The sequence below is a fragment of the Kaistia hirudinis genome (genome assembly GCF_014196455.1).
GTDB classification, from domain to species: domain Bacteria; phylum Pseudomonadota; class Alphaproteobacteria; order Rhizobiales; family Kaistiaceae; genus Kaistia; species Kaistia hirudinis.
Window position 1 is genome coordinate 435,509 of the sequence record NZ_JACIDS010000002.1, and the last position, 23,735, is coordinate 459,243.

The following is a 23,735-nucleotide window of genomic DNA, read 5'->3' on the forward strand; positions in this document are numbered from 1 at the left end:
GGAGGGGGCCACGCCGCGGCGGCGCGGCCCCGATTACTGCTTGGCGCCCGTGACGAGCGCGACGAGTTCGTTGCCCGAGGTCTCGGCGGCGCGGACCGAGGCGACGACCCGCCCGGCACGCATGACCCAGACCTGATCGGCAAGGCGGCGCACCTGATCGAAATTGTGGCTGATCAGGATCACGCTCACATGCTCGTCCTTGAGCCGCCGGATGAGCGTCTCGACATTCGCCGTCTCCTGCACGCCGAGCGCGGCCGTCGGCTCGTCCATGACGACGAGCTTGGCGCCGGCGCCGACGGCGCGGCAGATCGAGATGGCCTGGCGCTGGCCGCCCGAAAGGCGGCGCACGCGCTGCTTCACGGCCGGCACGTTGATCGAAAGCCGCTCCAGCATCACCTGCGCGCCGCGGTTCATCGCCCTTCGGTCGAGAAAACGGAACGGTCCGATGCCGCGCACGATCTCGCGGTTCAGATAGAGGTTCTGCGCCACGGTCAGTTCGTCGACCAGAGCGAGGTTCTGGTGAACCGTCTCGATGCCGGCCTTGCGCGCCTCGTCCGGCGTCGCGAAGGGATTGTCCTGTCCGTCGAAGCGGATGACACCCTCGCTCGGGCGGTGCACGCCGACCAGGCAGCGGATCAGCGTCGATTTGCCGGCGCCATTGTCGCCGATGACCGCGGTGACCTCGCCCTTGCGGGCGAAGAAGCTGACGTCGGACAGCGCGCGCACGGCGCCGAACTGCTTGCCGAGACCTTGGCAGGACAGGATCGCGTCGGCGGGCGCCTCGTTGGGAACAGCGCTCATTTCTGGTACCGCATGATCAGGGCCGCGAGGACGACGATGAAGCCGACCGCGAGCGGCTGGTAGAAGGCGGAAACGCTCAGGAGCGTGAGGCCGTTGACGAGAGTCGTCAGCATCACCGCGCCGAGCAGCGGCCCGAGAATGCTGCCGCGTCCGCCGAACAGGCTGACGCCGCCGAGCACCACCGCCGCCACGGAATTGAGCAGGAGGTTGGTGTTGATGGTCGGCTCGGCCGAGCCGATGCGCGCGACGAGCAGGATCGCGGCGATGCCGCCGCAAAGGCCCGAGATCGTATAGGCGGCGATGCGCACGCGCCCGGTGCGGATGCCGAGCTGGCGGGCGCTCTCCTGCTGCCCGCCGGTGGCCAGCAGATGGACGCCGAAGCGCGTGTGATAGAGCACGATATGCGAGACCAGCGCGACGGCGACGGCGACCAGGAAGGGGTAGCCGAAAATGCCGATCGATCCCGAAGCAAGACGGAGGAGGAAGGTGTCGCCGACCATGGTCGGCTCGCCGCCCGACAGGATCAGCGCGAGGCCGGTCACCGCCGAAAGCGTTCCGAGCGTCACGACGAAATCAGGGATCTTGCCGGCCGTGATCAGCAGGCCGTTCAGGAAGCCGAGCCCGCTCGTCACGATGACTGCGAGCACGCAGGAGGCGAAGATGCCGTAGCCGGCTTCATGCGTGAGGCCGAGCACGATCGCGCCGAGCATGACCAGCGCGGCGAGCGACAGGTCGATGCCGGCCGTCATCACGACGAAGGTCTGGCCGATCGACAGGACGATGAGGATCGCCGCGGCGACCAGCAGCGCCTGGATGTTGGGTGCGGTCAGGAAGACGGGCTGAAGGATCGAGAAGACGATGACGAGCCCGACGAGCCCGACCGCCGATGCCCAGTCCGCCCAGAAGGACGGCGACAGGACAGCCGCCGCCCGTGATGGGCGGCGGCCTTCGGCTTTGCTTCGCGCCTCGACCGTTGAGGAGCGGGACGGCGTATTCATTTCGCGAGGAGATCGCGCAGCGGATCGGGATAGGCGCCGCCGGGAGCCGGGAAGTTCTTCAGCGAGGCGGCCGCGTTCTCCTTGTTGACGACCAGGACCGGAGCGTCGACCTTGGCGGGCAGGGTCGCGCCCTTGGCCGCAGCCGCGCAGGCTTCGACGCCCATCGCGCCCACGACATAGGGATACTGCGCGACCGTCGCCGCAAGGCCGCCGGCTTCCACCGACTTCATGGCGTCGACGATGCCGTCGAGACCGATCACCTTGACGTTCTTCTTGTCGGCCGCTTCCACCGCGCGCTGCGCGCCGAGCGCCATGATGTCGTTGGCGGCGAAAAAGCCGGCGACATCGGGATGGGCGCGGAGAATGTCGGTCGCGGCGGTATAGGCCTTCTCGCGATCCCAGTCGGCGGAGACGAGAACAACGGCCTCGAGCTTGCCTTCGGTCGCTTCCTTGAAGCCCTTGATGCGCGCATTGGAGCCGAGGTCGCCGACGATGCCGGCGATCAGCGCGACCTTCGAGCCCGCGGGAACGAGGCGCAGCATCTCTTCGCCGGCAAGGCGGCCGGCGGCGACATTGTCGGTGCCGACATACGTCGTGACGGCGAAGCCGGCGGCCTTGGCCTGCTCGGTGTCGACCTGGCTGTCGATATTGACGATCGGCACCTTCTTCTGGCCGACCGGCACGAGGGCCTGAACGAGGTTCGAGACGCTGATCGGATTGACGATGTAGCAGCCGAAATCCTGGAGCGCGAGGGCCGAGAGACGATCGGCCTGGCCCGTCGCGTCACCCATGTTCTGTGCGGCCTGGACCGTCAGCGAGACGCCGAGTTCCTTGGCCTTGTCCTCGATGCCCTTCTGCATCGTCTGGAAGAACGGGTTGTCGAGGCCCTTGATCACGGCGGCGACCTTCTCGCCCTCCGCGGCCTGTGCCGGACCGGCAACGGCCAGCGCCGCGAGGCTCGCGCCGAGCAGCAATCCCATGGAAATGCGCATCAAATCATTCTCCTCCCTCTGCCGCGGACGTGACGCGTTCGGTCCGTCGCGGGCGGTCGATGGGCGCGGTCCTGCCGTCCTCGCGCGTGGGGCGTGCGAGAGAAGGTGCGGGCCGCTGTGTCCCTGTTGTCGCGGGCACGTTCTCCTCCGCCCGCTTTCCGCTTTATGCTGCGTTGGTCGGAGGCTGTCAATCAACTAGCGTTATTTTGCGTATTCATGCGTCTATCGAACGAATGAATTGCTGCGTTGCCGCATAAATTGGCCTCTCATACCGCAGCTGCGTTGGGGTATCCCTGGGTTGAGATGGTGCCGGACAACGGCTCTAAGATGCGGGTCGTATTGAAAAATGTCATTGAAAATATTGGATTAATGCCGCTCCCATTCGAGATGGGCGGGTCCCGGCCATGGGTGAGACGGCCGCGCATGAAGCCGCGTAGATGCGATATTTGCGTGTTTATGCGTTTATGCGTTTATCTGCTTGACCGATTGCGCGTGTCCGGCGCAATAAGTGTCGCGAAGGCGGTGTCCGGAGCGGGCCGTCGCAAGGGATGGAAGTGAGATGACGATCAAGGTCGGGTGCCAGACCTTCACGTGGGAAATGCTGGGTCCGCAATGGACCGGCGATGCCGACGACCTCGTCGATGCCATCGCGGCCGCGGGCTATGGCGGCATCGAGATCACCGACACGATGATCGGCGACTATGCCGAGCGGCCGGCGGATTTCGCGGCGCGGCTGAAGGATGCGGGCCTGACGCTCGTCGCCTTTGCCTGTGGCGCGCCCTCGGGCTTCACCGAGCCGGCAGCCCGCGCCGACGATCTCGCTCTGGTCGAATATTGGCTGCCCTTCGTGGCGGCATTCCCCGGCGCGCTGCTCTCGCTCGGCAGCGCGACGATCGTTTCCGAAGGCGATCGTGCGGCGAAGTTCGATGCGGCGGGGTCGTTCTATAACGCCGCCGGCGAACTCGGCCGCGGCGCCGGCGTCCAGGTCGCTTTCCACCCGAGCTCGCATCACGGCACGCTGCTCTCGAGCCGGGCCGACTATGACCGCATCATGGCGCTGACCGATCCTGACTTGATCGGCTGGGTGCCCGATACCGGCCATATCCTGCGCGGCAAGCAGGATATTCTCGACACGCTCGCGACCTATCAGGATCGCATCCGCTACCTGCATCTCAAGGATGTCGATGCCGCGGGTGACTGGGCGATGCTCGGCGCCGGCGCTTGCGACACCCGCGCGGTGGTCGACCTCGTCGCCACCGCACCGAACTTCAATGGCTGGGTCGTCGTCGAGGAGGAGTCGGAGACGGCCGCGGCCGATCCCGCCGCCGCCGTCGCGCGGAACTACCTGACCCTGCAACAGATTCTCGCGTGAGGCCCCGGAGCCACCATTCATGATCGCCAAGGACTCCCGCCGCCTGCGGATCGGCGTGCTCGGCTGCGGGCCGATCGCCCAGTTCGCCCATCTCGAATCCTGCGTAAAGGCCCGCAACGCCGATCTCTACGCGATTTGCGACGCAGCGCCCGATCTGCTCGATCGGATGGGCGCGACCTATGAACCGCAGAAGCGCTATGCCGATTATGACGCGATGCTCGCCGATCCTCAGGTGGAGGCGGTGATCGTGGCGATTTCGGACGCGTTCCACGTGCCGATGGCAAAAAGGGCGCTCGAAGCGGGCAAGCATGTGCTGTGCGAGAAGCCGCTCGGCACCAATGTCGCCGAGGTGCTCGCGCTGCGCGATCTGGTCGCGAAGACCGGCCTCACGCTGCAGGTCGGCCATATGAAGCGCTTCGATCCCGGTCTCGAGGCGGCGCGCGATTTCATCGACAACGGCATGGGCGAACAGCTGGCGCTCAAGGCCTGGTACTGCGATAGCACGCATCGCTACACCATGACCGACGCGGTCCAGCCGCTGCCGATCACCTCGAAGCTGGCGAAGAAGCCCGAGGGCAACCAGAAGGCCGATCTCGGCCGCTACTACATGCTCGCCCATGGCAGCCATCTGGTCGATACCGCGCGTTTCCTGTGCGGGCCGATCGACTGGGTCCGCGCCCGTCGGTTGGAGCGTTTCGGCGCCTGGTGCTGGTTCGTCGAGACCCAGTTCGAGAACGGCGTGCTCGGCCATCTCGACCTCACGGTGGCCGTGCGCATGGACTGGTTCGAGGGCTTCCAGCTCTATGGCGAAAAGGGCAGCGTCGTCGCCCGCACCTATAACCCCTGGTATTTCCGCTCGAGTGACGTCGAGATCTTCCACGAGTCTGATGCCACTTACCGTCGGCCCCTCGGGGCCGACGGTCATTTCTTCCGGCGTCAGGTGGAAGGCTTCGCCGATACGATCCTGAACGGCACGCCGCAGCGCGGGGCCGATATCGAGGACGGGCTCGCCTCCGTGCGCGCCATGGCGGCCATTGCGGCGTCGGCCGCGAGCGGCGAGGCCGTGCGCGTGGCCAATTTCGAAGGAGCGGTCTGATGCAGCTCGGTATTTTCTCGAAGACCTTCTCGGGCGCAGGACCGGCCGAAGTTTTGGCCAAGGCGCGGGCCGCCGGCTATGAATGCGCGCAGTTCAACCTGACCTGCGCCGGCCTTCCCGCCATGCCGGACAAGCCGGTCGGTGCGGCGGATCTCGCGGCGATCCGGGACGCCAGCGCGTCGTCCGGTGTCGCGCTGGTCGCGCTTTCCGGCACCTACAACATGATCCATCCCGATCCGGCGGTGCGCGCCGACGGGCTGAAGCGCCTCGGCGTGGTAATCGAGGCGGCGCGGGCCCTGTCGATCCCGCTCGTCACGCTCTGCACGGGCTCGCGTGACGCGAACGACATGTGGCACCACCATCCGGACAATGCGACGCCGGAGGCCTGGTCCGACATGATCACCGAGCTCGGCAAGGCGGTCGAACTGGCCGATGCCGCGGGCGTCGATCTCGGCATCGAGCCGGAACAGGCCAATCCGGTGATTTCCGCCGATCATGCTCTACGCATGATCAGTGATCTCGGCTCGAAGCGGATCCGCATCATTCTCGATCCGGCCAATCTGTTCGAGATGGCAACCCCCGACGAAGCGCGGCGCATCGTGGCCGATGCGGTCGACAAGCTCGCCGATCGCGTCTCCATGGCGCATGGCAAGGACCGCGCGGCGGACGGGAGCTTTGCGACCGTCGGCAAGGGGATCGTCGACTTCCCCGATTTCATTGCGCGCCTGCGCGCCGCCGGCTTCGACGGTCCGCTCGTCACGCACGGCCTTTCGGCGCAAGAGGCGCCCGGCGTCGCGGCCTTTCTGGCGCGGCTGATCAGATCATGAGCTGGAGCCGGCTCGCCCGCGACGATGCGCAGTTGCGCGTCTTCGACGGCGGCAGCGGCTTTCCTGTCGTGTTCCAGCACGGCCTCGGCGGCGACGAGGCGCAGGTGCGCGGCAATTTCCCCGATGAGCCGGCCGTTCGCCGCCTCACGGTCGAATGCCGCGCGCAGGGCGAGTCCACCGCCGGCAGCACGCGGCCGTTCTCGATCGCGATGTTCGCCGACGATGTCCTCGCGGCGGCCGACGCGCATGGCGCGCGGCGCTTCGTCGCCGGCGGCATCTCGATGGGGGCCGCGATCGCGCTCCGCCTCGCGATCTATCATCCCGAACGCGTCGCCGCGCTGATCCTCGCCCGTCCCGCCTGGGTCGACACCCCGGCGCCAGCGAACATGCGCCCCTATGCCGAGGTCGCGGCGCTTCTCGCCCGCATGTCGCCCAGCGAGGCCAAGGTAGCCTTCGAGGCCTCCGCGACGGGACGGCTGCTCGCCCGTGAGGCCCCGGACAATCTCGTCTCGCTGCTCGGCTTCTTCGATCGTCCCGACCCGGCGCTGACGGCGACGCTGCTCGGCGATATCGCCGCGGACGGGCCTGGCGTCACCGGCGGCGACCTCGCCGCGATCCGCGTGCCGACGCTCGTCATTGGCCACGGAGTCGATTTCGCCCATCCGCTGGCCCATGCCGAGGCGCTCGCCGCCCGCATTCCCGGCGCGCGCCTTGCCGTCATCCCGCCCAAGGCGACCGACAAGGCGGGCCATGTCGCCGCCTTTCGTTCGGCCGTCGCGACCTTCCTCGATCAGATCCTTCCGTCTCTGGAGAGCTCATCATGACCGCCACCCGATCCGCCCCCAAGGGCTGGCTCGCCGCCTTGCCGACGGACCGGCTGCTCGGCGAGTTCTCGCTCTGGTCCGCCGACCTCGCCAATCTCGCCCGTGATGTCGAGCGGATCGGGCCGCATGCCGATATCCTGCATGTCGATGTCGCCGATGGCCGTTTCGCCCCGTCCTTCCTGTTCTTCCCCGACCAGGTCGCCCGCCTGCGCGCGCTCACCGACCGGCCGATCCATGTTCACCTGATGGTGGAGGGGGAGATCGTGCTGTCGCAGATCCAGCAATTCGCCGAGGCCGGCGCGGATCTGATCTCGGTGCACCCGGAGAACGGCGACGTGACGGACGAGTCGCTCGCCCTGATCGCGTCGCTCGGCAAGGAGGCCGGCATCGTGCTGCGCCTCGAGACGCCGGTGGCGACGATCGCGCCCTATCTCGATCGCGTCGCCTTCGTGACGTTGCTCGGCACCGCGATCGGCGTGAAAGGGCAGGGGCTTTCCGAACAGGCCATTCCGCGCCTCGCCGAGGCGCGGGCCCTGATCGCCGCAGCCGGGCGGGCCGACCGCATCGTGCTCGCCGCCGATGGCGGCATCCGCGCCGAGACCGTGCCGAAGCTGCGCGCCGGCTTTGCGGAGACGGTGGTGCTCGGCTCGCTCGCCTTTGGCGATCCGGATCTCGCCGCCCGCATGGCCTGGCTGCACGCTCTCCCCGGACCGGCGGCCTGATCATGCGCGTCGCGCTCGCCATCGATCTCGGGGGCACGGAAACGCGGGCGGCGCTCGTCGGCGATGACGGGCGCTTCCTGGCGGAGGAACGCGCACCGACGCGGGCGAATGACGGGCCCGACGCGGTCATCGCCGACATGGCCGCCATGGCGGCGCGGCTGCGCGCCGGCAGGCCGGACATTGCGCCGATCGGCATTGGCGTCGGCGCGCCGGGCCCGCTCGATGGTGAGGCGGGAATCTCGATCGCGCCGCCGACCCTTGCGGGATGGCGCGACGTGCCGCTGGCGGCACGGCTCGCCGCGGCAACGGGTCTCAAGGCCCGGGTCGAGAACGATGCCAACGCCGCTGCGCTCGGCGAATGGAGCTTCGGCGCGGGCGTCGGCACACGCGACATGGTCTTCGTCACGGTCTCCACCGGCATCGGCGGCGGCGTAATCGCGGAGGGCCGCCTGCTGCGCGGACGGCGGGGGCTGGCCGGCGAGATCGGCCATATGGCGATCGCGGCCGACAGCAAGCTGCGCTGTGCCTGCGGCGCGCTCGGCTGTTTCGAGGCGCTCGCCTCCGGCACGGCGCTCGGACAGGCTGCTGATGCGCTGGCGCGGTCGGGCGGTGCGCCGGCTCTGCTCGAACGCGCCGCCGGTGGTCCCGTCACGGCGCGCCATGTCGGCCAGGCCGCTCGCGCCGGCGACGCCACCGCGCTGGCGCTGCTCGACCAGGAAGCGCGCTGGCTCGGCATCGGTTTCGTCAACCTGCTGCATCTTTATTCGCCCGAGATGATCGTAGTCGGCGGCGGCGTCGGGCAGCTGCTCGACTTGCTGCTGCCGGGCATCCGGCGCGAGATCGAGGCGCGTGCCATGATCGCCTATCGCGACGTTCCGGTCGTCCCGGCCGAACTCGGTGATCGCGCGGGCCTTGTCGGCGCCGCCGGATTGGTGTTCTGAGGTCGTCATGGCAAAGCGTGGACGTCAGCGGGCAGTCGAGACCGAAGGGGAGGGCGGCGGTGCGCTGCCCGCCTTGCGCCATGCCCGGCTCGTCGAGACGCTGCGCGAACGCGGCCAGGCCACGGTCAACGAGCTCGTCGCGCTGTTCGGCGTCTCGCACGACACGATCCGCCGCGACCTCGACCTGCTGGAGCGGCACGGGCTGCTCGTCCGCACCCATGGCGGCGCCGTCAACAGCGACAGGCTGGTGCGGCTCGACACGCCGCTGCTCAGCCGCATGGACGAGCATATCGACGCCAAGCGGCGTATCGGCGCGGCGGCGGCGGCACTCGTTCGCGATCGCGAAACGCTGATCATCAATGGCGGCTCGACGGTCTGCCAGTTCGCAGCCGCGCTCGGCGAACGTCGGGACCTGACCATCGTCACCAACAATCTTCGCCTCCCGCCGGCCATTCCCGATGGCGCGGTCGGCGCGATCCATATTCTCGGCGGCACCTATTGGCCGCAGTTCCAGGTCACGATCGGGACCATCGGCTTCTCGCCCGTGGCCGGTATCAATGTCGATACGGCGGTGCTCGGCTGCACCGGGATCTCGGCCAGCGGCGTGTCGATGACCAAGCTGGACGAGGCGGCGCATACGTCGGGCATGGTCGACGTCGCCAAGCGGACGATCATTCTCGCCGATCGCTCCAAGTTCAACGTGACCGCCTTCGCCAATGTCGCGGCGCTGGAGCGGATCGATTATCTGGTCTGCGATGCGCCGCCGCCGGGCGAACTCGCCGCCGCGCTGGAACGGGCCGGGGTGAACGTCATCGTCTGCCGCTGAGGCGCGGGAAGAGCACGCGGCTTTGACAGCGCGGCACGGCGGGACTAGGTCTCGCCCGCCATGGCTGCACCGGCCGTGCTTCGAGATCGATCTCCCGCGCCATGAAGCCGAAAGACATCGCGTCCTATCTATTCCTGGCGCTGACCTGGGGTCTGTCCTTTCTGGTGCTGGTGCGGGTCGCTCATGCCTTCGGCTGGGTCGGCGCGGTCTCCTTCCGCTGCTTCGTGGCCGGCGCCACGCTGGTCGGCGCGTCGCTCGTGCTGCGTCGCCGCCTCGATTTCGGCTTCGGCCTGGTGCCGCTCCTCGTCGTCGGCGCTACGACGGTCGCCGGCCAGCTCATCGGGCTTACCTTTGCGACGCCGAAGATCGGCACGGCGATGGCCGCGATCCTGGTGGCCACGATCCCGCTCTTCGCCATGCTCATCGCCAGCCTCGCCGGCGTTGAGCGCATCACGCCGCGGGGCCTCGTCGGCGTCATGCTCGGCTTTTCCGGCATCGTGCTGCTGGTCGGCTTTCCCGCCGTCCCCGTCACGCCCGATTTCGTGCTCGGCGCCATCTGCACGCTGCTCGCCTCGCTTTCGGCCGCCATCGGCAGCGTCTATGCGAGCCGCCGCCTGAGGCTGGCCGGGGCCTGGGAGGTCACGGCGGGCGCGTTCCTGGTCGGCGGGCTGATCAGTCTGCCGCTGGTTGCCATCGTGCCGCCGCCCGCGCTCCCCGGTCCGCTCGACTATCTCTTCCTGCTGATCCTCGGCGGTCTGATGAGCGCGACGACCTATGTCGTCTATTTCCGCATGCTCGCCTCGATCGGTCCGACCAAGGCCGTCAGCGTCGAGTTCGCCGTGACGATCGTCGCCGTGCTGGTCGGCGCGCTGATCCTGGACGAGCCGCTGTCGCTGGCACAAATCGCCGGTGCCGTGGTGATCGTGCTCGGCTGCGCCCTCGTGCTCGGGCTGATCCCGTTCGGGCCGCCGCGCCGGCTGGCGCCGACCAAGGCCGGCCCCTGAGCCGCCGGCGCCGTCGCGCCGCCAAAACCTCCTGCCATCGTCAGCATCGCAGGGCGCGCCGCGAACCCGCGCGCGGGCGGCGTTGTCCTGTCCGGCGGCTACAGCCGATCGGTTGTGACCGGTGCTGCCGGCCCGGTATTTACATATAATAGTACTAATGGTATCGAGTCCTTAGTCGAGAGGTTGGAGGCCTCACGGCGACAGGGAGGAAAATCACTATGCACTTCAATAAGTTCGTCCTCGCGGCGGGCATCGCTGCCGCTTTGTCTTCGTCTGCCATGGCCGCCGACATGACCGTCGGCTTCTCGCAGATCGGTTCGGAATCCGGCTGGCGTGCTGCCGAGACCTCGGTCACCAAGCAGCAGGCCGAGACGCGCGGCATCAATCTGAAATTTGCCGACGCGCAGCAGAAGCAGGAAAACCAGATCAAGGCGATCCGCGGCTTCATCGCCCAGGGCGTAGACGCGATCCTCGTCGCACCGGTCGTCGCGACCGGCTGGGACGACGTCCTGACCGAGGCCAAGGACGCCAAGATTCCGGTCGTCCTGCTCGACCGCGGCATCGATGGTCCGGAAGATCTCTATCTGACGTCGGTGGCGTCCGATCAGGTCAAGGAAGGCGCGGTTGCCGGCGGCTGGCTGGTCGAGACCGTCAAGGACAAGCCCTGCAAGGTCGTCGAGCTTCAGGGCACCGTCGGCTCGACCCCTGCGATCAATCGCAAGAAGGGCTTCGAGCAGGCGATCGCCGGCCATAGCAACATCACGATCATCCGCAGCCAGACGGGCGACTTCACGCGCTCGAAGGGCAAGGAAGTGATGGAAGGCTTCCTGAAGGCCGAGAATGGCGGCAAGGACATCTGCGCCGTCTATGCTCACAATGACGACATGGCCGTCGGCGCCATCCAGGCGATCAAGGATGCCGGCCTGAAGCCGGGCAAGGACATCCTCGTCGTCTCGATCGACGGCGTTCCGGATATCTTCGCCGCCATGGTTGCCGGCGAAGCCAATGCCACGGTCGAACTGACGCCGAACATGGCCGGTCCTGCCTTCGACGCGCTCGCCGCGTTCAAGAAGGACGGTACGGTTCCGCCGAAGTTCATCATTACCGAATCGAAGCTCTATACGCCGGCCGATGATCCGAAGGGCGAATATGAGCGGCGCAAGGGCCTCGGCTACTAAGCCGCCTGCCATTTCGCGGGGCTCCGCCGGTTTTCCGGCGGAGCCGTCCGTGATCTAGTCGCTTCGGGAGCTGCGCCCGGAAAGGCGGCCGCCGCGTGCGGGCGTCGGGCGCCGCGATGTCCATCGGCAAGCTCGGGAGGAGCGCGGTGGGAGAGTCTGCGTTCAGGATGGAGGCGCGTGGCGTCTCCAAGGTCTTCGGCGCCCATAGGGCGCTCGACCATGTCGATTTCGGCCTGCTGCCCGGCGAGGTTCATGCCCTGCTCGGCGAGAACGGGGCCGGCAAGTCGACGCTCATCAAGATCCTGACCGGCGCCTATCAGCCGGATGGCGGCGAGATCCTCGTGGATGGCGCGCCGGTGGTCTTGAACAGCCCGCTGCATGCCCAGACCTTCGGCATCGGCACGGTCTATCAGGAGGTCAATCTCCTGCCCAACCGCTCCGTCGCCGAGAACCTTTTCCTCGGCCACCAGCCGACGCGCTTCGGCCTCGTCGACCGTCGCCGGATGGAGCGTGAATCGCGCGGCCTGCTAGCGCGCTACGGGCTCGACATCGACCCCGGCAGCGAGCTCGGCCTGCATTCGGTCGCCGTGCAGCAGATCGTTGCCATCGCCCGCGCGGTGCAGCTCTCGGGCAAGGTGCTGATCCTCGACGAGCCGACGGCGAGCCTCGATCGCGACGAGGTGCGGCGCCTGTTCGAGGTGATCGCCAATCTGAAGCGCGAAGGCCTCGCCATCGTCTTCATCACCCATTTCCTCGACCAGGTGTTCGCGCTGGCCGATCGCGTGACGATCCTCAGGAACGGCAAGCTGGTCGACACCTGCCGGCTCGACGCGCTGACGCGGACCGAACTCGTCCGCAAGATGCTCGGCAAGGACATTTCCTTCTCCGGCTCGACCAGCCTCAAGACCGAGCGGCCGACGACCGAGGTTCTGCTGAACTTCGAGAATTTCGGCCGGCGGCGGAGCGTCCGCCCGTTCAATCTGACCGTGCACAAGGGCGAGGTGATCGGCGTTGCCGGCCTGCTTGGCTCGGGTCGCACCGAGATGGCGCGGATCATGTTCGGCATCGATCCCGCCGATGAGGGCCGCGCCACGATGAAGGGCGCCCCCGTCGGGCTCAGATCGGCGACCGAGGCGATCGCGCTCGGCTTCGGGTTCTGCCCGGAGGACCGCAAGGCCGACGGTATTCTCGGCGAGCTTTCGGTGCGCGAGAACATCGTCATCGCCCTCCAGGGCAAGCTCGGCTGGTTCCGCGCGCTGAACCGCGACGAGCAGCTCGATCTCGCCGGCCAGTTCGGCGAGGCGATGGATATCCGCGCCGCCTCGCTCGACATGCCGGTCAAGCTGCTCTCGGGCGGCAACCAGCAGAAGGTCATTCTCGCCCGCTGGCTGGCGACGGATCCCGCCTTCCTCATTCTCGACGAGCCGACCCGCGGCATCGATGTCGGCGCCCATGCCGAGATCGTGCGCACGATCAACCGGCTCCGCGATGACGGCATGGCGCTGCTCGTGATCTCGTCAGAGATCGACGAGGTCGTCGCCTATTCCTCGCGCGTCGTCGTGATGCGCGATCGCGAAATGGTGGCGGAGCTGCGGGGCGAGGACATCAATCCGGGCGTGATCGTGCAGGCGATCGCGACCCATGGAGAAACGGCGCATCACGAGGCGGCGACATGAACCGGATGGCGCTTCGCAACGTCGTCAATACGCAGACCGTCGCGCTCGTCGGCGTGCTGCTCCTGAACTGGGTACTCTTTCCCGGCTTCTTCCGCATCGAATGGCAGGACGGGCGCCTGTTCGGCAGCCTGATCGACGTGCTCAACCGCGGCGCGCCGGTGGCGATCCTGGCGATCGGCATGACGCCGGTGATCGCGACCAAGGGCGTGGACCTCTCCGTCGGTGCCGTCATGGCCATGGCGGGCGCGGTCGCCGCATCGCTCGTCGTCGCCGGCTATCCGGCCTGGATCGCCGTGTCGGGCGCGCTGGCGCTCGGCCTCGCCTGCGGCATCTGGAACGGCATTCTGGTCGCGCTGCTCGACATCCAGCCGATCATCGCGACGCTGGTCCTCATGGTGGCCGGGCGCGGCATCGCGCAATTGGTGACCGAGGGCTCCATCGTCACCTTCTCCGATCCAACACTGGTCTTCATCGGCACGGGCTCGTTCCTCGGCTTCCCGATGCCGGTCGTCATCGCCTTCGCGCTGATGGTGCTCGTCACGCTCGCGGTGCGAAAAACCGCGATCGGGCTGTTCATCGAGGCGGTCGGCGTCAACCGATCCGCCGCGACGCTGGCCGGCATCCGTTCGCGCCTGCTGCTCATCGTCGTCTATTCGATCAGCGGGCTCTGCGCCGCCACGGCCGGCATCATCGTCGCCGGCGACATCCGAGGCGCGGACGCCAACAATGCCGGCCTCTGGCTCGAACTCGACGCGATCCTGGCGGCGGTGATCGGCGGTGCGTCGCTGCTGGGCGGCCGCTTCTCGATCCCGATGTCGGTCGTCGGCGCCCTCATCATCCAGGCGATGAACACCGGCATCCTGGTGTCGGGCTTCCCGCCTGAGTTCAATCTCGTCGTGAAGGCCGGGATGATCACGCTCATTCTCATGATCCAGTCGCCGCTCGCCGGTCATATCCTCGGCTGGTTCGGCCGCGGCAAGCGCGGAGCGGCCTGATGAACCGCAGTCTTCGTCCGCTGCTCGCCACGGTCGTCATCTTCGCCATCGCCTATGCAGCGGCGGTGATGCAGTTCCCGGCGCTGTTCTCGACCCGCGTCCTCGGCAATTTCCTGACCGACAACGCCTTTCTCGGCATCGCCGCCGTCGGCATGACGGTGGTCATCATCTCGGGCGGCATCGACCTGTCGGTCGGCGCGGTGATCGGCTTCACCGGCGTGCTGGTCGCCGTCCTCGTGACGTGGCTCGGCGTCCATCCGCTGCTCGCCTTCGCCATCGCCTTCGTGGTCGCGGCGGCGTTCGGCGCCGCGATGGGGCTGGTGATCCATTATCTGGAGGTGCCGGCCTTCATCGTCACGCTCGCGGGCATGTTCCTCGCCCGCGGCGGCGCCTCGGTGATCACGCAGGATTCCGTGCCGATCGATCATCCCTTCTACAAGATGATCACCTCGCTCTATTTCCGCCTGCCGGGCGGCGGGCGGCTCACCTTTCTCGGCCTCACCATGATCGCCGTGTTCATCATCGGCGCGATCCTGGTCCATCGCACGCGCTTCGGCTCCTATGTCTATGCGCTCGGCGGCAACACGACCTCGGCTTCGCTGATGGGCGTGCCGGTCGCGCGGACGACGATCCTCATCTACATGCTGTCGAGCGTGCTGGCCTGTCTGGCGGGAATCGTGTTCTCGCTCTATACATCCGCCGGCTACCCGCTCGCCGCGGTGGGCGTCGAGCTGGATGCGATCGGCGCCGTCGTGATCGGCGGCACGCTCCTCACCGGCGGATACGGCTTCGTGTTCGGCACCTTTGTCGGCGTGATGCTGCTCGGCCTCGTGCAGACCTACATCATTTTCGACGGCACGCTGTCGAGCTGGTGGACCAAGATCGTGATCGGCTTCCTTCTCTTCCTCTTCATCGTCCTGCAGCGGCTCGTCTTCGCCGCCTCGGCTCAAGGGGACAAGGCGCCCGGGAGAGCCTAGGGCGCGGTGTCGAAAGCGGGCGATCAGAGGGGAGTGGCTTTCGGCGCTGGCGAAGGAACGCTCCTCGCGGTGCGACGCCCGTTTGGCCGGCGGCGCGCTGGCGACCAAGGCGATCGATCGCCGAGCGCGGCGCAGGGTGAGCCCGGACGGGGACGGGAATGAGCGAGCCCGGAAGCCTGCTGCGATCGCTCTCCGGCAAGCCGGCCGCGCGCAACTTCCATACCTTCGTGATCAACGAGATCGGCACCGCGATCGTCTCGGGCCGCTTTCCCGTCGGCTCGATCCTGCCGAGCGACGCCGAGATGATGTCGAGCTACAACGTCTCGCGAACCGTCGTGCGCGAGGCGCTCCGCACGCTCGAGGCCAAGGGCATGGTCGAGGCGCGGCCGAAGGTCGGCACGCGCGTCTCGCATCGCAGCCGCTGGAACCTGTTCGATCCCCAGCTTCTCGCCTGGCATTTCGACGCTGATCTCGCCCCGGCCTTCGTCGAGGGCCTGTTCGATGTCCGCCGGTCGCTGGAGGCGCGCGCCGCCGACCTCGCCTCGCGGCATCGCACGGCCGAGCATGTGCGCATGCTCAAATACTGGGCCCATGAGATGGAGCTGACGCAGGGCGAGGCGGAAAGCCACGCGCTCGCCGCGCTCGAAATCCACCGCATCATCGCCGATGCCTCGGGCAATCCGCTGCTGCGCTCCGCCCTCGGCCTGGTCGAGCTGACGCTGGCGCTCGCCGCCGTCGCCGGAACCCCCGAGGCGCGCACACGCTTGCGGGCCGCACAGACGGAGGCGAGCCAGATCCTCGTCGCGCAGATCGAGGCGGGCGAGGTGGCCGCCGCGGTTACCGCCGCCGACCGCCTGCTGGAGATCGAACAGGCGCATGCGCTGGCAGGGGAAGCCGGCGGCGGTCGATAGGGGAGGCAGGGCGATAGCCCAGGCCCTTTCACCTCTCCCTGAGGGAGAGGTCGGCGCGAAGCGCCGGGAGAGGGTTTACGGACTATCAGGAGAGACGCCGGGGCGTCGAACGCTTCTCGGAGGGTTCCCTAAACCCTCTCCCGCCGGCCTTCGGCCGTCGACCTCCCCCTTAGGGGGAGGTGAAAGGCAAGGCAGTCTCGACGGTCGACCGAGCCTGCCTCCGCGCAACGGACCGCGTCCCGGACGATGCCAGACCGCGATCCGCCATTGTCTCCGTCGCCCCGCGACTACTGCACGCCCCAGATCTTCTTGTAGACGTCGCGATAACCATTGTCGGGGTCGAACACATTGTTCGGGCCGCCGTCAAAGGCGATGTTGTCGGCCGTCACGATGTGGATGCCGGAGACGTAGCCGGACCAGGGCTCCTTGGCGAGGGCGCGGTTGAGCTCGTCGATGATCTGCCAGCCCTGCTGGTGCAGCGGCTCCGGAACGGTGGCGAGCTGGTACTGCTTGGAGCGGATGCGCTGGAACGCCGATTCCGAGCCGTCGCCGGCCGAGATGTTCTTCGGCGTGCCGTCGCCGTCCTTGCCGGCGCTGGCGAGCGAGGGGCCCATGAAGTCGTAATAGAGGTCGTTCACGGCCAGCGAGTAGGTCCACTTGTCGCCGAAGCGCTGCAGCAGCGAGGTCGTCAGCTGCGGCATGCGCATCGAGGCCTCGGTCATCGGCGAATCCTCGAGGCTGAGTACCTCGCAGGTCGCGCACTTCTTGATCTCGGCCTCCATCATCTTCGCCTTGCCGATGGCCATGGCGTAGTTGGAATCGCCGAAAATCACGACGCCGGCCTTGCCGCCGGAATCGACGATGGCGAGGTCGGCCGCCGTATTGGCGACGTCGAGGATGCGCGTGTTCACATTGGCGAACATGCCCGTCGCCGGATCCGGTCCGGGTTCGATCGTCGCATGCCAGCCGACGAAGGGAATGCCGGCTTCCTTGACCGAGGCGAGCGCCGCGTTCTGCTCGATCGCGTCGAAGCCCGACACGATGATGCCGTCGGGCTTCAGCGCGATCGCCTGGTTCAGCGCCGAGGTGCGGGTCGAGACCTGGCCCTGGCCGTCGATGATCTGCAGGTTCCAGCCGATCGCCTTCGCCGCTTCCTTGACGCCCTCGGACACGCCCGAAGTGCCGCCATTGCGGAGATCACCCGCGACATAGACGATCGTCTTGCCCGGTGCTGCCTTCGGGCCGGTCGTCGGACCGTCCCAAGCGCCGGCGCGCTGGACGGCGGCGGCGACGCGCGCCTTGGCCTGATCCATGAAGTCGTCGGCGCGTGCGCCGCTTGCGGCCATGATGGCCAGGACGGCACTTGCCGCCAGCAGTGAGACTTTTCTCATGTTTCTCTCCTCCCTCTTGCCTTCACGACTGCTTTGCGTCGCGAATGGTTGAATTTGGCGCGAAGCGCTGCGCACTCACCCGGCGGCGCTGCGTATAGGCGGCGATGCCGATGGCGACGACGAGGGTCGTCCCATTGAAGAAGGGCTCGACCCAGAACGCGCCGCCGAATTGCTGGATGCCGGAAATGCCGATGGCGAGGATCGCGACGCCGACGATCGTGCCCCAGACGTTGAAGCGGCCGGGCTTGATCGTGGTCGAGCCGAGAAAGACGCCGACGAGCGCCGGCAGCAGGAATTCGAGGCCGACGCTCGCCTGCCCGACGCGCAGCTTCGAGGCGAGCAGGACGCCCGCAACGGCGGTCAGCGTGCCGGAGGCGACGAAGGCGAGCACCGTATAGCGGCGCACCGGAATGCCGTTCAGCGCCGCCGCCTTGGGGTTGGCGCCGATCGCATAGAGGTAGCGCCCGATCGGCAGGTATTCGAGCATGAACCACAGCACGAGCGAGAATAGCAGCACATAGAAGCCCGTGATCGGCATGCCGAACAGCCGCGCGCCGCTGATCGCCAGGAAGCCGTCGGGCAGCGTGCCGATGATCTGGTGGCCCTGCGAATGCCACATGGCGACGGCGTAGAGCACGGTTCCGGTGCCGAGCGTCGCGATGAAGCTGTCGATCTGCGCGACCTCGACGAGGAGCCCGTTGAGAAGGCCGACGCCCGCGCCGAGCACCAGCACGATCACCACGGCGAGCGGCCAGGGAATGCCGAACCACAGCTGCAGGCTGATCGCCAGCATGTGCCAGAGCACGATGCCATAGCCGATCGTCAGGTCGATCTTGCCCGTCACCATCGGGATCATCGCGGCCAGCGAGAGCGTGGCGATGATCGATTTGTCGGAGATGATCGATCGCGCATTGAGCACGGTCGGGAAGGTCTGCGGCAGCAGGATCGTGAAGATGATCGCCAGGAGGACGGTGAGCACCACCAGTCCGTAGACCGGCAGCAGGCGCACGATGCGCGCGCCGAGCGGCAGGCGCCTGAGTTCGCTGCGCGTCGGCTCCAGGGCCGTCGACTTGACTGAATTCACCGCCATTCCATTGTCTCCCTTCAGGCTGCTTCGGATGCGGAAGCAGCCAGGATCACGGCTTCTGTCGTCAGCGCGTCGCCGGTGAGCTCGGCGATGATGCGGCCGCGATTGAACACGAGGGCCCGGTGGCAGATCTGGGCGACCTCCTCGAAATCGGTCGAGACGGCGACGACGGCGAGGCCCTCGTCCAGCGCGCGCGCCATCAGGCCGTAGATCTCCGCCTTTGCGCCGACATCGACGCCGGCCGTCGGGTCCTCCGCCACCAGCAGGCGCCGGTTCGTCTCCAGCCAGCGGCCGACGACGACCTTCTGCTGATTGCCACCGGAGAGCCCCTCGATTGCGAGGCCGGGATCATTGGGGCGGAGATCGAGCGCGGCGCCGATCTGCCGCGCGCGCTCCGCCTCGGTGCGCGGCGAAAGCGCCTCGAAGGCGCGGCGCCCGAGCGCGGCCGGATTGAGAAAGAGGTTCTCGCGCACGGTGAGGGACGGAGCGACGGACTCTTCGCCGCGATCGCGCGCCATCAGCCCGACGCCCTGCTTCAGCGCCGCATGCGGCGAGGCGAGGTCGAGCGTCTCGCCATCCATCCGCACCGTGCCGCCATGTGCGACCGCGCCGAAGAGTGCGCGGCCGATATCCTCCTGACCGGCACCGCGCAAGCCGACAAGGCCGAGCAACTCGCCCTGGCGGATGTCGAAATCGACCGGGCCGGCCTGCTCGGTGACGAGACCGCGCACCGAGACGCGGACCGGACCGGGGCTGCGCTCGACCTTCTGGAACGCATCGAAGGTCGAGCGGCCGACAATCATCGAGACGAGGCGCGCCGGCGTGGTCTCGCTGATCGGATCCTCGCCGACGAGGCGCCCGTCGCGGAGAACCACGACGCGGTCCGCGACGCGGAAGATCTCGTCGAGACGGTGCGAGACATAGATCATGCCGACGCCGCGCGCCTTGAGCGCACGCATGGCGGCGAAGAGCCGCTCGACCTCGTCGGCCGGAAGGCTGGCCGTCGGCTCGTCCAGAACGAGGAAGTCGCAATCGGCGACGAGCGCGCGCGCTATCGAGACGAGCGACTTCTCGGTGCGGCTCAGCGACTGGACGCGCGTATCGGGATCGATGTCGCAGCCGACCCGCGCCAGCGCGTCGCGGGCAATGCGCTCGCAGGCGCGCCAGTCGATGATGCCGGCGCAGCCGAAGAGCGATGTCCGGGCGAAGCCTCGGGCGAGCGCCACGTTCTCGGCCACCGTCATCCATTCGATCAGGCCGAGATCCTGATGGATGAAGGCGACGGCGTGATCGCCGCGCCGACCCGCCGAATAGGGCTGGCCGTCGAGCGTGATCGTGCCGGAATCGGCCTTGTGGACGCCCGAGAGGATCTTGATGAGGGTCGATTTGCCGGCGCCGTTCTCGCCGAGCAGCGCGACGATCTCGCCGCGCGAGAGTTCGAAGCTGACGCCCTTGAGGGCCTGCGTGCCGCCGAACGCCTTGACGATGTTCTCGAAACGCAGCGTGCCGCCGGGCGTCATCGCCGTACTCCCTGATGTTCGTCCGGCCCGCTCGATGGGCCGTGCTCCGGCGTCCCGGCGCGGGCGGCGAGGGCGATCTCGGCCAGCGCGCGTTCTTCGACGAGGTCCATGTGCCGGCGCATCGCGCCTTCGGCCGCCGCCGTATCGGCGCTCATGACGGCCTCGAGAATGGCGCGGTGCTCGGCGAGCGCGAAGCCATGGTCGACCAGCCCCTGTTCCGCCGATTGCCGGATGCGGTGCAACTGTGCCTTCAGCGCATCGGCCATGAAGCGGATGAAGCGGTTATGCGAATGATCGAGGATGACCTCGTGGAAATGGAGGTCCGCCTCCAGCACCCGCCATTCGAGCCGCGCCCGCTCCGCGCGGTCGACCGGATGCGCGGCGTGCAGCCGGCTCACCTCGGCGCTCTGCGTGTCGAAGGCCTTGCTGAGTTCGTCGCGGAAGGCGGGGCCGCCGAGGCGGCAGGCATGGCCGATCGCGCCGATCTCGACGAGACGGCGCGCGTCCATCAATTGACGAAATCCGGCGGCGTCGAGCGGCGGGGCGATGCGGTATCCCTTGCGCGCCTCGTGCACGACGAGGCCGGTGGCCGCCAGCCGGGCCAGCGCCTCGCGCACCGGCGTCTGCGAGACGCCGAGCGCCTTGGCGAGCACGCCGATATGCAGCGTCGCGCCACGGCGCAGCGTGCCGCGCGCCAGCATTTGCAGGATCGCGCGATAGACCCGTTCGCTCAGCACCCAGGCCGGCGCCAGCAAGGGCACGTCGCCGACGAGTTCGCTCTCGCGGAACGCGCCCTCGGCTTCCGGCGGGCTCGCTGCAGCGAGGCTCGGACCGCTCACGGCGCACCCATCGCGACGGGCGCAGGGGCGCGGCGATGACCGACGGACAGGTCGCGGCGCTCCACCTTGAGGGCAAAGCACACCGTGCCTGCACGCGACCAATTCATGGCCTCGGCAGACTCTTGACGCATGACGAAGAACGTCCTCCCTGCCAAAACTGTATTGAATATATTCGATATCCGTCAACCCACATGGCAGGGTCCGCGGGTCGAGCAATCATCGCTTGCGACCACCAAACGGTCCGCCTTCGCCGGCTGCCAGCGTCGGCCGGCCGTGCCGCTCATACTTGGGTTTACCCGCCCTCATGCGAACCGGTGACCCCGGCGCCCTCCCGTAGAATGGGAGCCCGCCGCGGCGGTCCTTAGACTTCTCCTCATCGCCATCACCCGGCGGACGCGGCAGCGAGCCTTCGCTCTCCAGCATCCGGGCAGGGGCGATCGCACCGCATTCGAGAGCGAGGAGATGCCGATGTTCGACACCCTGTCATGCCGTTCCGCGACCGAGAGTTCGGTCCATGTCCCATTGGCGGGCGAGGCGATGGCGGCCGGCGCGATCAGCCTGTGCTCATCTGAGTCTGGGGCTTCGACGGCGCGCCCGCGCCGCCCCTGCGCCGCGCTGCCAAAATGGCGCCTGAAGCGCGTCGTCGACCATATCGAGGCTCATCTCGGCGAGCCGATCACGCTCGGCGATCTCGCCGCGGCGGCGAAGCTCACGCGCATGCATTTCGCGGCGCAGTTCCGCGTCGCGACGGGCCTCCGTCCGCACGAATATCTGCTGCGGCGCCGGATCGACGAGGCAAGGCGGCTGCTGCTAGACGAGAGCCTGAGCATCGTCGAGATCGCGCTGACCGTCGGCTTCCAGACCCAGGCACATTTCACGACCGTCTTCGGACGCTTCGTCGGCGAAACGCCCTCCCGCTGGCGCCGCGCGCAGGCGGCCGAGCGCAAGCCGATCATGGCGCCGCGGCGCGGCGGTGAGCGGACGGAGATCCTGTCGTCCTGCAGCCTGTCGTAGGACGTGGAAGCAGCATGGGGCCACGCGATCGTCGTGAGGCCGGACTGCGGATAAATTCAGTGCTTAGGGGTGTGGCTAGCTTGGTACAGCTGGGTGGGCTCGAACCACCGACCTTCGGAGCCACAATCCGACGCTCTAACCAACTGAGCTACAGCTGCCTGTACGAAAGCGAGCGGAACCTAGAAGCAAAGGCGCCGCGTTTCAAGCGCGAATGCGTCGCCGGCGCGAAAAGCTGTGGGGAGCGGTGCCGGAGGACGGCCGGATGCCGTCTCGCACGCCGTGCGAGGGCCGGAAAAGCAGAACGGCCCGGACATGCCGGGCCGTTTCGCTATTTCGGGGGGTGGGTGCCGCTGCGGCCGATCGACGGATCGGCCGCGCTGGGCAGTTCAGCTGACGGATCAGTTGAACTTGGCGGTCTTGACGGCCTTGTCGTAGGAGGCCTTCAGCGGGCGCGAAGCCTCGGTGAAGAGCTTCTGCGACAGCTCCTGGAATTCCTTGGCCTGCGCGGCGAGCGCCTCGGCCTGCTTCTTGGCGAAGCCGGTCTGCAGCTCGAGCACTTCGGCGAAGGTCTTCGCCGTCAGCAGCTCCTTGTAGAAGGCAAAGGCCGCATCGGTGTTCGTCTTGGCGACGTCGAGCGACTTGTGACCAAACTCGAGAGCGCCCGAACGCGTCGTCTCGACCGTGTCCTCGAACGCCTCGGTGGCTTCCTCGGCGGCGGTCTTCAGCTTGGCGTAAGCGTCCTTGCTGCCGGTCAGCGCCTTCTCCGCGAAATCGCGGAAGGCGGCGGGCATCTCGGTCGTGGGAACCGAGAAATTGAACGCCTCGAACGGAGCCTCGAAGGCCTTGGTGACCTTGGCAGCGGCGGACTTAGCGGCTTTCGCGGGGGTGGCGGGAGTATCGGACATTTCACAATTCTCCTTGGATGACGTGTTCCTCGGAGCCCGATGTTTCCAGGCTGTGCTTCCGCTCAACCCGCCGCTCCGATCATGTCATTCATATAGACCATGTGATGGTGCATTGCAACAAAATGTTGCGATGCACAAATCGGAAATGATTCCAAACAGCTAGGTCGTTCAAAGCGCTTTGTGTCAAACATCCGGAGCGGACAAAAAACACCCGCCGATGAAAAAATCGGCGGGTTGTGCATTTTAGCAGCGCTTCAAATCAGGGCGGTGCGCGCTCGATCGGCGCCGGCCGTCAGCCCTTGGCCTTGGTGGCGGCGTCACTGGCGACGCGGCCCATCATCTCGGTCAGGTTCTGCGACTGGCCGCGGACCGCCTCGGCCTGCTTGGCCAGGAACTCCTTCTGCAGTTCGCCGAATTCCTCGATCGTCTTGGCGCGGACGAGCTTCTGCGCGAATTCGAAGGTCGCGGCGACGTTCTCCTCCACGAAGCCGATCGCCTGGCGGTTCAGATCCTGCGTCCCGCTCTGCAGCGACTTGGCGGAGGTCTCGGCCTTGTCGATCGCCTTGACCGTCGCGGTCATGAAGTCGTCGAAGGCCTTTTTCGCCTGATCGACGCTCTTGTCGGCAAAGGTGCGCATCGGCTCCGGAATCTCGAACGCGGTCTTGTCGGCCATATCGTCCTCCTCGTCCTTGGGTAGGGTTACGATAGCCCGAAGGCGTGACGGGCGAAAGTCGCGGCTGAATTAACCAAGCGGCGTGGAAGACACGGTAGGAAAGGTGCTGCGCGTGGACCGGCGACCACGATGTCTTTATTAGTGTTTCGTTAAGGAACAGAGCCGG

The 23,735-nt window shown here is 67.4% G+C and carries 23 protein-coding genes and 1 tRNA gene; 14 read left to right on the forward strand and 10 right to left on the reverse strand.

All coding sequences use genetic code 11. The features are described from left to right. Positions 1 to 33 precede the first annotated feature (33 nt). From GGR25_RS07060 to GGR25_RS07070, 3 genes are read right to left on the reverse strand one after another with little or no spacing between them, the layout of a single operon-like run. Positions 34 to 801 carry an ATP-binding cassette domain-containing protein gene (locus GGR25_RS07060; protein WP_183398050.1) on the reverse strand — a complete coding sequence of 256 codons (768 nt, stop codon included), beginning with the start codon at positions 799 to 801 and terminating at the stop codon, positions 34 to 36. Next, the gene (locus GGR25_RS07065) at positions 798 to 1,799 is read right to left on the reverse strand and encodes an ABC transporter permease (protein WP_183398051.1); all 1,002 of its coding nucleotides are present in this window, start codon (positions 1,797 to 1,799) and stop codon (positions 798 to 800) included. Before GGR25_RS07065 ends, GGR25_RS07060 begins: the two co-directional genes overlap by 4 nt. Further along, entirely contained in the window at positions 1,796 to 2,791 is a 996-nt protein-coding gene (locus tag GGR25_RS07070) for a sugar ABC transporter substrate-binding protein (protein ID WP_183398052.1), read from the reverse strand. The genes GGR25_RS07065 and GGR25_RS07070 overlap by 4 nt, the downstream gene beginning before the upstream one ends. Before the next feature lie 559 nt (positions 2,792 to 3,350). Between GGR25_RS07070 and GGR25_RS07075 the strand changes: the two genes are divergently transcribed. From GGR25_RS07075 to GGR25_RS07135, 13 genes are all read left to right on the forward strand, one after another. Next, positions 3,351 to 4,163, forward strand: a complete 813-nt coding sequence (locus GGR25_RS07075) for a sugar phosphate isomerase/epimerase family protein (protein ID WP_183398053.1) — start codon at positions 3,351 to 3,353, stop codon at positions 4,161 to 4,163. A gap of 19 nt (positions 4,164 to 4,182) precedes the next feature. After that, complete coding sequence (locus GGR25_RS07080) at positions 4,183 to 5,259, forward strand: Gfo/Idh/MocA family protein (RefSeq protein WP_183398054.1); 1,077 nt, start codon at positions 4,183 to 4,185, stop codon at positions 5,257 to 5,259. After that, the gene (locus GGR25_RS07085; RefSeq protein WP_183398055.1) at positions 5,259 to 6,086 is read left to right on the forward strand and encodes a sugar phosphate isomerase/epimerase family protein; all 828 of its coding nucleotides are present in this window, start codon (positions 5,259 to 5,261) and stop codon (positions 6,084 to 6,086) included. The genes GGR25_RS07080 and GGR25_RS07085 overlap by 1 nt, the downstream gene beginning before the upstream one ends. Beyond that, positions 6,083 to 6,910, forward strand: coding sequence for an alpha/beta fold hydrolase (locus tag GGR25_RS07090; RefSeq protein ID WP_183398056.1), 828 nt, complete (start codon positions 6,083 to 6,085; stop codon positions 6,908 to 6,910). The genes GGR25_RS07085 and GGR25_RS07090 overlap by 4 nt, the downstream gene beginning before the upstream one ends. Further along, positions 6,907 to 7,632, forward strand: a complete 726-nt coding sequence (locus GGR25_RS07095) for a ribulose-phosphate 3-epimerase (RefSeq protein ID WP_183398057.1) — start codon at positions 6,907 to 6,909, stop codon at positions 7,630 to 7,632. The genes GGR25_RS07090 and GGR25_RS07095 overlap by 4 nt, the downstream gene beginning before the upstream one ends. Then, on the forward strand, positions 7,632 to 8,573 hold the full coding sequence (locus GGR25_RS07100) for an ROK family protein (RefSeq protein ID WP_343068010.1): 942 nt from the start codon (positions 7,632 to 7,634) through the stop codon (positions 8,571 to 8,573). The genes GGR25_RS07095 and GGR25_RS07100 overlap by 1 nt, the downstream gene beginning before the upstream one ends. A 7-nt stretch (positions 8,574 to 8,580) precedes the next feature. Next, the gene (locus GGR25_RS07105; RefSeq protein WP_183398059.1) at positions 8,581 to 9,399 is read left to right on the forward strand and encodes a DeoR/GlpR family DNA-binding transcription regulator; all 819 of its coding nucleotides are present in this window, start codon (positions 8,581 to 8,583) and stop codon (positions 9,397 to 9,399) included. Between the two features lie 101 nt (positions 9,400 to 9,500). Continuing rightward, positions 9,501 to 10,403, forward strand: a complete 903-nt coding sequence (locus GGR25_RS07110; RefSeq protein ID WP_183398060.1) for a DMT family transporter — start codon at positions 9,501 to 9,503, stop codon at positions 10,401 to 10,403. Positions 10,404 to 10,621: 218 nt separating this feature from the next. Continuing rightward, positions 10,622 to 11,581, forward strand: coding sequence for a galactofuranose ABC transporter, galactofuranose-binding protein YtfQ (gene ytfQ, locus GGR25_RS07115; protein ID WP_183398061.1), 960 nt, complete (start codon positions 10,622 to 10,624; stop codon positions 11,579 to 11,581). 116 nt (positions 11,582 to 11,697) lie between these two features. Then, a complete protein-coding gene (locus tag GGR25_RS07120) occupies positions 11,698 to 13,257 on the forward strand; it encodes a sugar ABC transporter ATP-binding protein (protein WP_380146357.1) in 1,560 nt (519 codons plus the stop codon). Continuing rightward, positions 13,254 to 14,252: an ABC transporter permease gene (locus GGR25_RS07125; RefSeq protein ID WP_183398062.1), complete on the forward strand. Its 999-nt coding sequence runs from the start codon at positions 13,254 to 13,256 to the stop codon at positions 14,250 to 14,252. The genes GGR25_RS07120 and GGR25_RS07125 overlap by 4 nt, the downstream gene beginning before the upstream one ends. Then, positions 14,252 to 15,229: a galactofuranose ABC transporter, permease protein YjfF gene (yjfF, locus tag GGR25_RS07130; protein WP_183398063.1), complete on the forward strand. Its 978-nt coding sequence runs from the start codon at positions 14,252 to 14,254 to the stop codon at positions 15,227 to 15,229. The genes GGR25_RS07125 and yjfF overlap by 1 nt, the downstream gene beginning before the upstream one ends. A gap of 158 nt (positions 15,230 to 15,387) precedes the next feature. Further along, positions 15,388 to 16,140, forward strand: a complete 753-nt coding sequence (locus GGR25_RS07135) for a FadR/GntR family transcriptional regulator (protein WP_183398064.1) — start codon at positions 15,388 to 15,390, stop codon at positions 16,138 to 16,140. Between the two features lie 287 nt (positions 16,141 to 16,427). On the opposite strand, the gene GGR25_RS07140 is transcribed toward GGR25_RS07135, so the two are convergent. From GGR25_RS07140 to GGR25_RS07155, 4 genes are read right to left on the reverse strand one after another with little or no spacing between them, the layout of a single operon-like run. Then, complete coding sequence (locus GGR25_RS07140; RefSeq protein ID WP_183398065.1) at positions 16,428 to 17,531, reverse strand: substrate-binding domain-containing protein; 1,104 nt, start codon at positions 17,529 to 17,531, stop codon at positions 16,428 to 16,430. A gap of 22 nt (positions 17,532 to 17,553) precedes the next feature. Beyond that, a complete protein-coding gene (locus GGR25_RS07145; protein WP_183398625.1) occupies positions 17,554 to 18,615 on the reverse strand; it encodes an ABC transporter permease subunit in 1,062 nt (353 codons plus the stop codon). 20 nt (positions 18,616 to 18,635) lie between these two features. Further along, complete coding sequence (locus GGR25_RS07150) at positions 18,636 to 20,138, reverse strand: sugar ABC transporter ATP-binding protein (RefSeq protein WP_183398066.1); 1,503 nt, start codon at positions 20,136 to 20,138, stop codon at positions 18,636 to 18,638. Beyond that, positions 20,135 to 20,977 carry an FCD domain-containing protein gene (locus GGR25_RS07155; RefSeq protein WP_183398067.1) on the reverse strand — a complete coding sequence of 281 codons (843 nt, stop codon included), beginning with the start codon at positions 20,975 to 20,977 and terminating at the stop codon, positions 20,135 to 20,137. Before GGR25_RS07155 ends, GGR25_RS07150 begins: the two co-directional genes overlap by 4 nt. Positions 20,978 to 21,445: 468 nt before the next feature. Between GGR25_RS07155 and GGR25_RS07160 the strand changes: the two genes are divergently transcribed. After that, on the forward strand, positions 21,446 to 21,991 hold the full coding sequence (locus GGR25_RS07160; protein WP_343067990.1) for a helix-turn-helix domain-containing protein: 546 nt from the start codon (positions 21,446 to 21,448) through the stop codon (positions 21,989 to 21,991). A gap of 81 nt (positions 21,992 to 22,072) precedes the next feature. Here GGR25_RS07160 and GGR25_RS07165 read toward each other — a convergent pair. The 3 genes from GGR25_RS07165 to GGR25_RS07175 all read right to left on the reverse strand — a co-directional run bounded on the left by GGR25_RS07165 (position 22,073) and on the right by GGR25_RS07175 (position 23,569). Further along, positions 22,073 to 22,149: transfer RNA gene (locus GGR25_RS07165), tRNA-His, on the reverse strand. Positions 22,150 to 22,389: 240 nt separating this feature from the next. Next, on the reverse strand, positions 22,390 to 22,896 hold the full coding sequence (locus tag GGR25_RS07170) for a phasin (RefSeq protein WP_183398069.1): 507 nt from the start codon (positions 22,894 to 22,896) through the stop codon (positions 22,390 to 22,392). A gap of 292 nt (positions 22,897 to 23,188) precedes the next feature. Further along, positions 23,189 to 23,569 (reverse strand): phasin family protein, encoded by a 381-nt coding sequence (locus GGR25_RS07175; RefSeq protein WP_183398070.1) that lies wholly within the window; start codon positions 23,567 to 23,569, stop codon positions 23,189 to 23,191. Positions 23,570 to 23,735: the final 166 nt, after the last annotated feature.